The 13,655-nt window shown below is 64.2% G+C and carries 13 protein-coding genes; 10 read left to right on the top strand and 3 right to left on the bottom strand.

Annotation, left to right across the window (positions count from 1 at the left end):
- The first annotated feature begins 20 nt into the window (after positions 1 to 20).
- A complete protein-coding gene (gene xylB, locus X728_RS156185) occupies positions 21 to 1,475 on the top strand; it encodes a xylulokinase (protein WP_023831238.1) in 1,455 nt (484 codons plus the stop codon).
- 191 nt (positions 1,476 to 1,666) lie between these two features.
- On the opposite strand, the gene X728_RS156190 is transcribed toward xylB, so the two are convergent.
- Positions 1,667 to 2,029 carry a nuclear transport factor 2 family protein gene (locus X728_RS156190; RefSeq protein WP_023806199.1) on the bottom strand — a complete coding sequence of 121 codons (363 nt, stop codon included), beginning with the start codon at positions 2,027 to 2,029 and terminating at the stop codon, positions 1,667 to 1,669.
- A gap of 113 nt (positions 2,030 to 2,142) precedes the next feature.
- Here X728_RS156190 and xylA point away from each other — a divergent pair, with 113 nt between their 5' ends.
- Together xylA and X728_RS156200 are read left to right on the top strand one after the other, a co-directional pair.
- Entirely contained in the window at positions 2,143 to 3,468 is a 1,326-nt protein-coding gene (xylA, locus tag X728_RS156195; protein ID WP_023831237.1) for a xylose isomerase, read from the top strand.
- A gap of 205 nt (positions 3,469 to 3,673) precedes the next feature.
- Positions 3,674 to 3,877: a hypothetical protein gene (locus X728_RS156200; protein WP_023831236.1), complete on the top strand. Its 204-nt coding sequence runs from the start codon at positions 3,674 to 3,676 to the stop codon at positions 3,875 to 3,877.
- A 61-nt stretch (positions 3,878 to 3,938) separates the two neighbouring features.
- On the opposite strand, the gene X728_RS156205 is transcribed toward X728_RS156200, so the two are convergent.
- A complete protein-coding gene (locus tag X728_RS156205; RefSeq protein WP_023831235.1) occupies positions 3,939 to 4,919 on the bottom strand; it encodes a GlxA family transcriptional regulator in 981 nt (326 codons plus the stop codon).
- Positions 4,920 to 4,996: 77 nt separating this feature from the next.
- Between X728_RS156205 and X728_RS156210 the strand changes: the two genes are divergently transcribed.
- From X728_RS156210 to X728_RS156240, 7 genes are all read left to right on the top strand, one after another.
- Complete coding sequence (locus X728_RS156210) at positions 4,997 to 5,920, top strand: 3-keto-5-aminohexanoate cleavage protein (RefSeq protein ID WP_023831234.1); 924 nt, start codon at positions 4,997 to 4,999, stop codon at positions 5,918 to 5,920.
- A gap of 14 nt (positions 5,921 to 5,934) precedes the next feature.
- Positions 5,935 to 6,558 carry an HD domain-containing protein gene (locus tag X728_RS156215; RefSeq protein ID WP_023831233.1) on the top strand — a complete coding sequence of 208 codons (624 nt, stop codon included), beginning with the start codon at positions 5,935 to 5,937 and terminating at the stop codon, positions 6,556 to 6,558.
- Between the two features lie 2 nt (positions 6,559 to 6,560).
- Positions 6,561 to 7,655, top strand: a complete 1,095-nt coding sequence (locus X728_RS156220) for a carnitine 3-dehydrogenase (RefSeq protein WP_023831232.1) — start codon at positions 6,561 to 6,563, stop codon at positions 7,653 to 7,655.
- A 5-nt stretch (positions 7,656 to 7,660) separates the two neighbouring features.
- Positions 7,661 to 8,824, top strand: a complete 1,164-nt coding sequence (locus tag X728_RS156225; RefSeq protein WP_023694246.1) for an acyl-CoA dehydrogenase — start codon at positions 7,661 to 7,663, stop codon at positions 8,822 to 8,824.
- 18 nt (positions 8,825 to 8,842) lie between these two features.
- Positions 8,843 to 10,921: an acetate--CoA ligase family protein gene (locus X728_RS156230; RefSeq protein ID WP_023831231.1), complete on the top strand. Its 2,079-nt coding sequence runs from the start codon at positions 8,843 to 8,845 to the stop codon at positions 10,919 to 10,921.
- A complete protein-coding gene (locus tag X728_RS156235) occupies positions 10,914 to 11,696 on the top strand; it encodes a carnitinyl-CoA dehydratase (RefSeq protein WP_023831230.1) in 783 nt (260 codons plus the stop codon). Before X728_RS156230 ends, X728_RS156235 begins: the two co-directional genes overlap by 8 nt.
- Positions 11,697 to 11,844: 148 nt before the next feature.
- Positions 11,845 to 12,780: an alpha/beta hydrolase gene (locus X728_RS156240; protein WP_023831229.1), complete on the top strand. Its 936-nt coding sequence runs from the start codon at positions 11,845 to 11,847 to the stop codon at positions 12,778 to 12,780.
- A gap of 6 nt (positions 12,781 to 12,786) precedes the next feature.
- Here X728_RS156240 and X728_RS156245 read toward each other — a convergent pair whose 3' ends face one another.
- The gene (locus X728_RS156245) at positions 12,787 to 13,650 is read right to left on the bottom strand and encodes a hypothetical protein (RefSeq protein ID WP_023831228.1); all 864 of its coding nucleotides are present in this window, start codon (positions 13,648 to 13,650) and stop codon (positions 12,787 to 12,789) included.
- Between the last annotated feature and the right edge of the window lie 5 nt (positions 13,651 to 13,655).

Here is a 13,655-nt window from a genome sequence, read left to right as displayed (position 1 = left end):
AATGGCAATGGGAGGAATGCATGTATCTCGGCCTCGATCTCGGCACGTCGGGCGTCAAGGCGCTGTTGATCGATGCCGGGCAGAAGATCATCGGCTCCGGCCATGCTTCGCTTGACGTATCGCGGCCGCATCCCGGCTGGTCCGAACAAAACCCCACGGACTGGATCCGCGCCTGCGAGACGGCCATTGCCGAGCTGAAAGCCTCGCACCCGAAAGAGCTTGCCGCGGTCAAGGGCATCGGCCTTTCCGGCCATATGCATGGCGCCACCTTGCTCGATGCCGGCGACCAGGTGCTGCGCCCCTGCATTCTGTGGAATGATACGCGCAGCCACGCTGAGGCCGCGGCGCTCGATGCCGACCCGCGCTTTCGCCAACTCACCGGGAATATCGTCTTCCCCGGCTTCACGGCGCCGAAACTCGCCTGGGTGAAGAACAATGAGCCCTCGGTCTTCGCCAAAGTGGCGAAGGTGCTTTTGCCGAAGGATTTCCTGCGGCTGTGGCTGACCGGCGAGCATATCTCAGAAATGTCCGACTCGGCCGGCACCTCCTGGCTCGATGTCGGCAAACGGCGCTGGTCCCCCGAGTTGCTTGCGGCGACATCGCTCGACGAAAGGCAGATGCCGTCGCTGGTCGAAGGCACGGAGAAGGCCGGCGCCTTGCGCGCCGAACTGGCCGCCAGCTGGGGCATAGCATCGGGCACCCCGGTTGCCGGCGGCGCCGGCGACAATGCTGCTTCGGCCTGCGGCATGGGCACGGTCGGCGCCGGCCACGCTTTTGTGTCGCTGGGCACATCTGGCGTGCTGTTTGCCGCCAACGCGTCCTATCTGCCCAATCCGGCCAGCGCGGTGCACACCTTCTGCCATGCCCTGCCCAACACCTGGCACCAGATGGGGGTCATCCTGTCTGCGACCGATTCGCTGAACTGGCTGTCGGAGATTTCAGGCAAGAAGGCCGGCGAATTGACCGCCGAACTTGGCGAGACGCTGAAAGCGCCGAGCGGTGTGTCGTTCCTGCCCTACCTCTCGGGCGAGCGTACGCCACACAATGATTCCGTCATTCGTGGGTCCTTCACCGGACTGGCGCATGAATCCGGCCGCGCAGTGCTGACGCAGGCCGTGCTAGAAGGCGTCGCCTTCGCCTTCCGCGACAGTCTCGAAGCCTTGAAGACGGCGGGCACGATCTTGACGCGGGTGACGGCGATCGGCGGCGGCTCGCGCTCGCGCTACTGGCTGAAGGCGATCGCTACGGCGCTGCAGGTGCCGGTGGACATTCCGGCCGACGGCGATTTCGGTGCTGCCTTTGGCGCGGCGAGGCTTGGTCTGATCGCGGCGACAGGGGCTGATCCGCGGGCGGTGTGCACGGCGCCGAGGACGGATGCGACGATCGAGCCGGATGCTGCGCTTGGCGGGGCGTATGCCGATGCGTACCAGCGCTACCGGGCGCTATACCCGGCGATCAAAGGCGCCATGGCGTGAGTGAGCGCGAGGCACCCCCCTCTGCCCTGCCGGGCATCTCCCCCGCAAGGGGGGAGATCGGCAGCGTCGGCGGGTATGCCAGTCTTGTAAGGTGGGTGATTAGCGAAGGCGTGGATGCCAGCCAATCTCCCCCCTTGCGGGGGAGATGCCCGGCAGGGCAGAGGGGGGTGTCTCGCGCCACCCTTAATCGATCACTGCGCCGGCACCTTGTCGAGAAACCCGGTGACGCTCTTCAGGCGCCCATTTTCGATAACACCGATATCGGTGCCTTCGATAACCGACGGCACGCCTTCCGGCCCAAGATTCCACGAGAAGCGGATGCGGTCGCCAAACCCGTCCGGCTGGCCCCTCAGCGAGAACCGGAAGCCGGCGAAGCGCTGCTGTACGCCGTCGATCAGCCCAGCAACGCCGGCGTGGCCGTCGCCCTGCATGAGCGGATCGCGGTAGCTGACGTCTTCGGTGAAGGTGGCCTTGAGCAGTTCGGCACGGCGATCCGCATCGGCCTCGTTCCAGGCGGTGATGTAGTTCTGGGCGATCGTGTTGAGATCGGTCATGGTCTGTCTCCTTCGTTGAGTGGCTTTGACACGAGGCTTTTCACCCCAAGCGAGAGCGAAACCAATTACGCCTGAGGTAATCAGGGTGAACTATTCGAGAGAGGACAGAAATCATGAGCAGCGGATTTTTCGGCGACATCAAAGCGATCAAGTATGAGGGGCCGGATTCGACCAATCCGCTGGCCTACCGCTTCTACAATCCCGACGAGGTGGTGGCCGGCAAACGGCTGCAAGACCATCTGCGCTTCGCCGTCGCCTACTGGCATTCTTTCGCCTGGCCGGGCGGCGATCCCTTTGGCGGCCAGACCTTCGACCGGCCCTGGTTTCCCAAGGCTGGCGGCGTCGACACGATGGAACTGGCCAGGCTGAAAGCCGACGTCGCCTTCGAGATGTTCTCGCTGCTCGGCGCGCCCTATTTCTGCTTCCACGACGCCGACGTGCGGCCGGAAGGCAAGGATTTCTCCGAAAGTGCCGCGCGGCTCGACGAGATCGCCGACTATTTTGCCGCCAAGATGAAGAAGACCGGCGTCAAACTGCTCTGGGGCACGGCCAACCTGTTCTCCAACCGCCGCTTCATGTCGGGCGCCGCCACCAATCCCGATCCGGATGTCTTCGCCTATGCGGCGGCGACGGTGAAAAGCTGCATCGACGTCACGAAGCGGCTGAAGGGCGAGAATTATGTACTGTGGGGCGGGCGCGAGGGCTATGAAACGCTGCTCAACACCGATCTTGCCCGCGAGCAGGAGCAGGCTGGGCGCTTCCTCAGTCTCGTCGTCGACTACAAGCACAAGATTGGCTTCAAAGGCACGATCCTGATCGAGCCGAAGCCGCAGGAGCCGACCAAGCATCAGTACGACTACGACGTTGCCACGGTCTACGGCTTCCTCAAGCGCTTCGGGCTGGAGAAGGAAGTGAAGCTGAACATCGAGCAGGGCCACGCGATTCTTGCCGGCCATTCCTTCGAGCACGAGCTGGCGCTGGCCAATGCGCTCGGCGTCTTCGGCTCGATCGACATGAACCGCAACGACTACCAGTCGGGCTGGGACACCGACCAGTTCCCCAACAATGTGCCCGAGATGGCGCTGGCCTATTACCAGGTGTTGCAGGCCGGCGGCTTCAAGACCGGCGGCACCAATTTCGACGCCAAGCTGCGCCGCCAGTCGCTCGACCCGCAGGACCTGCTGATCGGCCATATCGGCGGCATGGATTCCTGCGCACGAGGCCTCAAGGCAGCCGCCAAGATGGTCGAGGACAAGGCGCTGTCGGGTCCGCTGGCCGAGCGCTATGCCGGTTGGAACACGGCCGAGGGGAAGGCGATGCTGTCGGGCAAGCGCTCGCTGGAAGACATCGCCGAGCGCGTGGTGAAGAAGAAGATCGAGCCGCAGCCACGCTCCGGCCGCCAGGAGTTGCTGGAAAACATCGTCAACCGCTACGTCTGAGGGCGGAAAGCCGATTCGTTGTGCTCAAGGGTGGCTGGATAACATTCCGGCCGCCCCGGAATGGGGTTTGCGCAAGACCTTATCCGACGACAAGGGTTTGCCCTTTGGCGCCCCTCAATGACCTCGCTCTTGCCTTCAAACTGCCGTCACGTATCTCGTATAAGGATGCGGTTGTGGCGGGTGAAAAGGAAGGAGGCGAACCGATATGCAGCACGAACGCGAAATCGACGCCCTGCTCTCATCCGGCGAGACCGGATCGATCATCGACCGGCTGATGGCGCTGCCGCGGCCGACCGACAGCGTGAAAAACGAATGGGATCGGGCTGTCAGCAGCCGATTTGAACTCCGTCTGGCGAGGCAGATCCGCTCGCAGATGGACGCCGGCGGCGAACGACAGAACGCAGCCTGATCTCCCTTTGTCTGTGCATGTCGTTATCCCAAAACCGCGACACACTTTTGGGCGACATGCATCAACCTCGGCGCAGCCTGACCGGGGCTTCGCCGAACGCTCTTGAAAACGCTCTGGAAAATGCCGCGGCGGACGAGAACCCCGTCCGCCCGGCAATATCCGCCATGGCGATCCGCGTGTCGACCACCAGCCGCCGCGCCGCGCCCAGCCGCAGCCTGAGATAATATGCGCCCGGCGTCTCGCCGATCGACTTGCGAAAAATGCTCTCCAATGTCCGCGCCGTCACCCCGGCGCGTTTTGCCACCGCGTCGATGGTCAGCGGCTGGTCGACATGCGATTCCATCAGCCGGATAGCCTGCGCCAGACGCGGGTCGTAGCCGTCGAGCCGGCCGAGCGAGACCAGCGGCTGCGCGTCGGTCGCGGCGCGCGCCTGGTCGTAGATGAAGACGCTGGCGACATCGAGCGCGACGGCCATGCCGAGCCGGGTGCGGATCAGATGCAGCATCAGGTCGAAGGTCGGCGACGCCCCGCCCGAGGTGAACACCGGTCCGTCGATGACGTAGCGGTCCGGACGCACGTCGACGCCGGGAAAGGCGGAGGAAAAATCCTCCATGTCTTCCCAATGGGTGGTGGCGCTGCGGCCTTCGAGGAGGCCGGCGCGCGCCACCAGCCATGTGCCGGCCTCGACGCCCCCGCAGGCGCGAGCCGCGCGGGCCGCTCGCCGTAATCCGGAAAGCAGAGCCGATGTCGCGTAATTCTGGGTGCCGAAGCCGGCGACGACGACAAGCACGTCGGTCGGCTCGGCCGCATCGAAGCGGCCCCTGACCGCCACCGGCAGGCCACATGTGGTGACCGGCGCCTCTCCGGTGACCGAGACCAGTTTGAAATCGAACAGCGTCTCGCCGGAGATGCGGTTGGCGGCGCGCAGCGGGTCGACGGCCGACGCCACGCACATGATTGACGAGCCTGAAAACACCAGCAGCATCACCTTGAGCGGCGATCGCTCAGCGCGAAAGATGGTCGGTTTTTCGCTTTTGATCACGAGAGCTTCGTAAATTGCAAAACAGTTTCCGGCAAGTCGGTCATTGTTAGGGTCTGTTTCTATGGGAGGAGATGTCCATGCCGCTCGCGATGAACCGTGAGGTTTTCATTACCTGTGCCGTGACCGGGTCCGGCGGCTCGCAGGACCGCTCTCCGCATGTGCCACGCTCGCCCAAGCAGATCGCCGATTCGGCGATCGATGCGGCCAAGGCCGGTGCCGCCATCGTCCACTGCCATGTCCGCGACCCCGAGACCGGCAAGCCGCGCCGCGATATCCATCTCTACCGCGAAGTGACGGACCGCATCCGCGCGGCAGAAGTCGACGTGATCCTGAACCTGACCGCCGGTATGGGCGGCGACATGGTGTTCGGCTCACCGGAAGCGCCGCTGCCGCTCAATGAAAAAGGCACCGACATGGGCGGCGCCACCAACCGCATGGAACATGTGCGCCAGTGCCTGCCGGAAATCTGCACGCTGGATTGCGGCACCATGAACTTCGCCGAGGCCGATTATGTCATGACCAACACGCCCGGCATGCTGCGCGCCATGGGCGGCATGATGACGGCGCTCGGCGTCAAGCCGGAGATCGAAGCTTTTGATACCGGCCACCTCTGGTTCGCCAAGCAGCTGGTCGAAGAAAAGGTCTTGAATCCCGACGCGCTGGTGCAGCTCTGCATGGGTGTGCCGTGGGGGGCGCCGGACGACCTCAACACCTTCATGGCCATGGTTAACAACGTGCCGTCGACCTGGAACTGGTCGGCCTTCGCCATCGGCCGCAACCAGATGGCCTATGCAGCCGCTGCAGTGCTCGCCGGCGGCAATGTCCGCGTCGGTCTCGAAGACAATCTCTGGCTCGACAAGGGCGTGCTGGCCACCAATGCGCAGCTGGTCGAGCGCGCCGCCAGCATCGTCACCAATCTCGGCGCCAGGATTTTGGGGCCGGAGGAAGTGCGCAGGAAGCTCAACCTCACCAAGCGGGCGCCGATCGCAGCGGCTGCTTAAGACGGGAGCGGATCATGGCTACCGTCAAATTCACTGCGATGAAGGATGGCGACAGGCAAGACTATGAGTTCCTGACCGCCCATGAGATCGACTATGCCGCCAAGACCGGCGAGCGGCTGCTCGACGCTTTGGTGCAGCTCGACGAAGGCCTGTCCGGCTACAAGATCACCCGGCTCGGCCATTCGCTGCAGGCGGCGACTCGTGCCTGGCGCGACGGCGCCGACACCGACTGGATCACCTGCGCGCTGCTGCACGACATCGGCGACATCTACGCTCCCTACAATCACGACGAGTACGCCGCTTCGATCCTGAAACCTTTCGTGCGCGAGCAATGCACCTGGGTGGTGGAAAAGCATGGCGACTTCCAGCGGCTCTATTACGCGCATCATCTCGGCGGCAACCGCCACGCTCGCGACCGCTTCGCCGGCCATGCCTATTTCGACGATTGCGACCAGTTTTGCGAACGCTGGGACCAGTCGAGCTTCGACCCGGACTACGACACGCTGCCGATCGAATTCTTCTGGCCCTTCGTGCTCGAAGTCTTCGCCCGCAAGGCCTACGACCCCTTCGTGATCCGCTCCGGCGAGCGCGTGCCTCTCATCGACCCCGAAACCGCCAAGACAAGAACCGGAGCCTGACCATGAGCATCATCAACAAGGCAGCCGCCATTGGCGGCGGTGTCATTGGCGCCGGCTGGGTGGCGCGGCTGCTGCTCAACGGCATCGACGTGTCGATCTTCGATCCCGATCCGGAGGCATCGCGCAAGGTCTCGGAAGTGATGAAGGGCGCGCGCCGCGCCTACAAGCAGATGGTTCCAGGCGGCCTGCCCAGGGAAGGCAGACTGACCTTTGCCAAGACCATCGCCGAGGCGGTGGCCGACGCCGATTTCATCCAGGAGAGCGTGCCGGAGCGGCTCGACCTCAAACACCGCGTGCTGGCCGAGATCGACCTTTATGCGCCGGCGAACGCCATAGTCGGCTCGTCTACCTCCGGCATCAAGCCGACCGACATGCAGGTCGCGATGAAGAAGCATCCGGAGCGTCTGGTTGTCGGACATCCCTTCAACCCGGTCTACCTGCTGCCGCTGGTCGAGATCGTCGGCGGCGAGCAGACGTTCCCCGAAGCGATCGAGGTTGCCAAGGAAATCTATGCCTCGATCGGCATGAAGCCGGTGGTGATCCGCAAGGAAATCGAGGCCTTTGTCGGCGACCGCCTGCTCGAAGCGGCCTGGCGCGAGGCGCTGTGGCTGATCAAGGACGGTATCTGCACGGTCGAGGAACTCGACGACATCATGCGCTATGGCTTCGGCCTGCGCTGGGCGCAGATGGGCATGTTCCAGGTCTATCGCGTCGCCGGCGGCGAGGCAGGCATGCGCCACTTCATGGCGCAGTTCGGGCCGTGCCTGAAATGGCCGTGGACCAAGCTTATGGATGTGCCGGAGTTCAACGACGAGCTGGTCGATCTTATCGCCTCCCAGTCGGACGACCAGGCGCACGGCCTGTCGATCCGCGAGCTGGAAAAGATCCGCGACGACAATCTGGTCGCGATCATGGATGCTCTGTCGAAACAGAACAAAGGCAAGGGCTGGGGCGCCGGTGCCTTGCACAAGGACTATACCAGGCAGCTGGCCAAGCTGGCAGCGAAGAAGCCGGCCGCATCCAGGGCCGCCGAAAAGGCCAAGGCATCCAAGCCGGTGAAGAAGGCGGAAAAGCCGAAGAAAAAGAAGAAGGGCTGAGGACCATGGATTTCGGTCTCTCGGAGGAACAGAAGCTCATCGTCGAGACGACGCGCGCGTTCGTCGAGAATGAGCTTTACCCGCATGAACGCGAGGTCGAGCGCACCGGCGTGCTGCGCCGCGAGTTGATCGAGGAGATCAAGGTCAAGGCAATCGAAGCTGGGCTCTATGCGGCCAACATGCCGGCCGATGTCGGTGGCGCCGGCCTCGATACGGTGACTTGGCTGCTCTACGAGAAGGAACTCGGCCGCGCCAACTATGCGCTGCACTGGACCTGCGTCGCGCGCCCCTCCAACATCCTGCTCGCCGGCACGCCCGAGCAGCGCGAAAAGTACCTGTTCCCGTGCATCCGCGGCGAGAAGTGGGACTGCCTGGCGATGACCGAGCCCGGCGCCGGCTCCGACCTGCGAGGCATGAAGGCGACCGCGGTGCAGGACGGCCACGACTGGGTCCTTAACGGCACCAAGCATTTCATCTCCCATGCCGATCTTGCCGATTTCGCGATTTGTTTCATGGCTTCGGGCGAGGAAGAAACGCCGCGCGGCAAGCGCAAGAAGATCACCGCCTTCTTCGTCGACAAGGGCACCAAGGGGTTCACCGTGCGCGACGGCTACCGCAACGTCTCGCATCGCGGCTACACCAACGCCATCCTCGAATTCGACGATTGCCGCCTGCCGGCAAGCCAGGTGCTGGGTGAGGTCCACAAGGGCTTCGACGTCGCCAATTCCTGGCTCGGCGCCACGCGCCTGCAGGTCGGCGCCACCTGTCTCGGCCGCGCCGAGCGGGCGCTCGGTCATGCCATCGAATATTCCGCGCAGCGCCAGCAGTTCGGCCAGCAGATCGGCAAGTTCCAGGGCGTGTCGTTCAAACTCGCCGACATGGCGACCGAATTGAAGGCGGCGGACCTGATGGTGTTCGAAGCCGGCTGGAAGTACGATCAGGGCACCGTCACCGATCAGGACATGGCCATGGCGAAGCTGAAGGCTACCGAAATGCTCGCCTTCGTTGCCGACGAAGCCATCCAGATCCATGGTGGCATGGGGCTGATGGACGACCTGCCGTTGGAACGCATCTGGCGCGACGCCCGCGTCGAGCGCATCTGGGAAGGGACGTCGGAAATCCAGCGCCACATCATTTCGCGGGCGCTGCTGCGCCCGTTCGGGGCTTAAAAAGAAGAGACGGGGAATATGCACAAGCTTGAACGTCTCCTGCGCCCAAAATCCATCGCCGTGTTCGGCGGGGCGCAGGCCGCTGCCGTCGTCGAGCAATCGATCAAGATGGGCTTTGTCGGCGAAATCTGGCCGGTGCATCCGAACAAGGACGAGGTCGCCGGCCGCAAGGCCTATCGCTCGGTCGCCGAATTGCCCGGGGCGCCCGACGCCGCCTTTGTCGGCGTCAACCGGCATCTCACCATCGAGGTGATCAAGGCGCTGGCTGAGCGCGGCGCCGGCGGCGCCGTCTGTTTTGCCGCGGGCTTTCTTGAGACCGAGGCCTATGACGATGACGGCGAGCGGCTGCAGGCCGAACTGGTGGCTGTCGCGGGCCAGATGCCGATCATCGGCCCGAACTGTTATGGCCTGATCAACTATGCCGATGGCGCGCTGCTATGGCCCGACCAGCATGGCGGCATCAGGCTGCCCGAAGGCGCCAAGGGCGTCGCCATCATCACCCAGTCCTCCAACATCGCCATCAACATGACGATGCAGAAGCGCGGCCTGCCGATCGCCTTTCTGATGACCGCCGGCAACCAGGCGCAGACCGGCCTGTCGGAAATGGCGCTCGGCCTGATCGAGGATGAGCGCGTCACCTCGCTCGGCCTGCACATCGAAGCCTTCGATTCGGTAGCCGGCTTCGAGAAGCTGGCGGCGCGCGCGCGCGAATTGAAGAAGCCGATCATCGCCATGAAGGTCGGTCGCTCCGAACAGGCGCGGCAGGCGACGGTCTCGCACACGGCATCGCTGGCCGGTTCGGACGCTGCCTCGGGCGCCTTCCTGCGGCGGCTCGGCATTGCGCGCGTCGATTCTATCCCCGCCTTCATCGAGGCGTTGAAGCTTCTACATGTCACCGGGCCGCTGCCCGGCTACCGCCTGTCCTCGATGAGCTGCTCCGGCGGCGAAGCCTCCGTCATGGCCGACAGCGCCGAAGGGCGCTGGGTCAATTTCCCGGAGCTCACCAGCAAGCACCGCGCCCATGTCAAATCGACGCTCGGGCCGCTGGTCGCCGTCGCCAACCCGTTGGACTATCACACCTTCATCTGGAACAACGAGCCGGCGATGACCGCCACCTTCACCGCCATGGTGTCGGGTGGTTTCGACCTCAACATGCTGGTGCTCGACTTTCCACGCCCCGACCGCTGCTCGGTCACCGACTGGTGGGCGACGCTGCGCGCCTTCGAATCGGCGCTGAAGACCAACAAGGCGCATGGCGCGATTGTCTCGTCGCTGCCGGAGAACCTGCCGGAGGAATACACCGCCGAACTGATGGCGCGCGGCATGGTGCCGCTGTTCGGCATCTCCGAGGCCATGGATGCCGCAGGTGCGGCAGCCTTCATCGGCTGGGCCTGGGCCGAGCCGCAGGCGCAGCCTATCGACACGTCGGCTGCAGGTGCTGCCGGCGGCGATCATGTCACCCCTGACGAGGCCGAAGCCAAGGCGCGGCTGATCAAGGCCGGCTTGCCGGTGCCGAAGGCAGAACGTGCCGCTAACGCCGTAGAGGCGGTGATTTCGTCGATGGCGCTCGGCTTCCCGGTGGCGCTGAAGGCGCTCGGCGTCACCCATAAGTCGGAAGTCGGCGCGGTGCGGCTCAATCTGAAAGACGCCGAATCGGTCAGCACGGCCGCGCATGATCTGCTGCCGCTCGGCACCGGCCTCTATGTCGAGCGCATGGTGCGCGACGGCGTTGCCGAGTTGATCGTCGGCTTCACCCGCGATCCGATGTTCGGCGCGGTCATGACGCTGGGCACCGGAGGCGTGCTGGTCGAGCTGTTGCGCGACAGCGTCACGCTGATGCTGCCGGCAACGCGCGACGACATCGAGGCCGCCCTGCGTGGCCTCAAACTGTTTCCGCTGCTCGACGGCTATCGTGGCCGGCCCAAGGCCGATATCGGCGCTGCCATCGACGCCATCGCGGGCATTGCCGGCTTCGTGCAGACGAATGCCGGAGAGATCGAGGAACTCGACATCAATCCGCTGATCGTCTGCGCCGAGGGCAAGGGCGCCTGGATCGCCGACTCGCTGCTGGTGCTGGGAGAGAAGAAGAATGTCTGACGTCATTTCCACCCGCCGCGAGGGCACCATTCTCGAGGTCACGCTCGACCGGCCCAAGGCCAACGCCATCGACCTCAAGACCTCGCGGCTGATGGGCGAGACCTTCAAGGCGTTCCGCGACGATCCCAGATTGCGCGTCGCCATCGTCAAGACCGCCGGCGACAAGTTCTTCTGCGCCGGCTGGGATTTGAAGGCAGCCGCCGGTGGCGACGCGGTCGACGGCGACTATGGCGTCGGCGGTTTTGCCGGCCTGCAGGAGCTGCGCGACATGAACAAGCCGATCATTGCCTGCGTCAACGGCATGGCGGTGGGCGGCGGCTTCGAGCTGGCGCTGTCCTGCGACCTCATTTTCGCCTCCGACCATTCCTCCTTCGCCCTGCCCGAAATCCGCGCCGGCACGCTGGCTGATGCCGCGACGATCAAGCTGCCCAAGCGCATTCCCTACCATGTCGCCATGGACCTTCTGCTCACCGGCCGCTGGATGGATGTGGCGGAAGCGCATCGCTGGGGCCTGGTCAACGAAGTGCTGCCCAAGGACAAGCTCGAGGAGCGCGTCTGGGAGATCGCAAGGCTGCTCGCCAGCGGCCCGCCGCTGGTGTTCGCCGCGATCAAGGAGACGGCGCGGGTGGCGGAGGCGCTGACCTTCCAGGACGCGATGAACCGCGTGACGCGCCGGCAATTGGCGACGGTCGATGCGCTGTATGGCTCGGAGGACAATATGGAAGGGTTTCGTGCGTTCGCAGAAAAGCGCGACCCGGTGTGGAAGGGGAAGTAGCCTCTTTACCCTCCTCTCGATGGGGAGGGTCGGACCGAAGGTCCGGGGTGGGGTGATGCGCCACCACCCCCCCCCCCCCCCCCCCCNCCACCCCCCACCCGCCGCTTCGCGGCGACCTCCCCCATCAAGGGGGAGGTAAAGGAGCTGCATGACCGACTACAAAACCCTCATCGATGCCGAGACCTGGGCCTTCATCGAGCGGACCAATTCCTATTACCCGCCCGATACGATCGACTACACCATCGCCCAGCAGCGTGCGATTTATGACCGGATGTGCCGCGAGTTCTTTGCCGGCTATCCCAATGGTGTGACGGCGGAAACGACTTTCATTGCCGCCCACGACATCCCGATCCGCATCTATCGCTCTGCCTCACCCAACCGGGACGCGATGGTGCTTTACATCCATGGCGGCGGCTTCATCCTCGGTGGGCTGGACAGCCATGACGATGTCTGCGCCGAGCTGTGCGCCCGGACCGGCTTCGAAGTGGTCTCCATCGGCTACCGGCTGGCGCCAGAGCATCTGCACCCTGCCGCCTTCGACGATGCGCTGCATGCCTTCGAATGGGCGGCCTCGAACTACGACTGCCCTATTTTGCTCTGCGGCGACAGCGCCGGCGGCAATCTCTGCGCGGCTGTCGCCCACGCAACGCGCAGCCATGCCAAAAAGCCGATCGGCCAGGTGCTGATCTATCCCGGCCTCGGCGGCGACCGTTCGCAAGGCTCCTATTTGACGCATGCGGAAGCGCCGATGCTGACGGTGCGCGATCTCGACTTCTACAGGGGTATCCGCACCGGCGGCGTCGATGGGACCGGCGACATCACTTTGTATCCAATGGCCGACGCAGATTTTACCGGCCTGCCACCGACAGTGCTGATCACCGCTGAGTGTGACCCACTGTCGTCGGACGGCGAGGCCTATCGCGACCGCGTCCTCGCTGCCGGCGGCCATGCCACCTGGTTCGAGGAGCCGGGACTGGTGCACGGCTATCTCCGGGCCAGGCACACGGTTGGCCGGGCCCGCGCCTCCTTCAGCCGCATTGTCGAGGCGGTTTCCGTGCTGGGCAAAGGCGACTGGATCTGGTGATCCGGCTCAACCGCGGACAAAGGCGATCAGTTCCTCAGCCATGCGATCGTTGAATTCCTGACGAAAGCGATTCTTCTTCAGCCATTCAGGGTTTGAGCCGACGGTCTTGTTGGCATCGACGACAATGCCTTTGCTGTCGACGATGAAATAGTCGATGGCGCCGAAATCCAGGTTGAGCCTTTGCCGCACCGCCAGCACCTCCGGCGGGACGGCGCCGCCCACCTCATTGCTCAGGATTTTTGAGCCGGCGCACAACACATCGTCGTAGACCTGCCGCATGTTGATCTCGGCGCCGAGCAGGAACATGTAGCGGTGTTTGACGATGGGCAGGTCGAGGGTTTCGAAGGCGAACCTTTCCACCATCAGGCGATTGTTGCGCCATACATCCGGAGGAACCTCGCCGATCGTCTGGTAGACCTTATAGGGCGGGCACAGGCGGTCCTTGTAGCCGGGTTCGAAGAGCTTGCGGATGGCATGCGCGCTCCTGGTCAGGCCGTTGCGATGCTGCCACCAGCGCTGCTCTGGTCGGCCCCTGGAGTTGAGGACCGTCTTGACGACAACCGGCCCCTTGTGGCTGTCGCCTGCCTCCAGCTTCAGTGTCGAATAAAGGTGCCGGTGGATGGACAGCGCGCGGCCATTGATGGTGCGGTCGTAGAGGTGGCCGAGCCCGCGGTACGTTGGCGGCACGACTGTCAGGTCGACATGCAGAAAGGCCACCGGCGCCCGATCTCGGCCGGCTGGCCGGTCGAGCAGGCGCACTTTCAATCCAGCCTGTTCCAGGTAAGGCAGCAACTGCGCGATGCTATAGCTCCGCACCAGTCGGAAATTGCGCAGGCTCTCTACATAGACATCGAGATCGGCGGCAGACACCGAAC

It is taken from the genome of Mesorhizobium sp. L103C119B0 (genome assembly GCF_000502235.1).
GTDB lineage: Bacteria > Pseudomonadota > Alphaproteobacteria > Rhizobiales > Rhizobiaceae > Mesorhizobium.
This window is presented reverse-complemented; position numbering and strand designations above follow the sequence as displayed.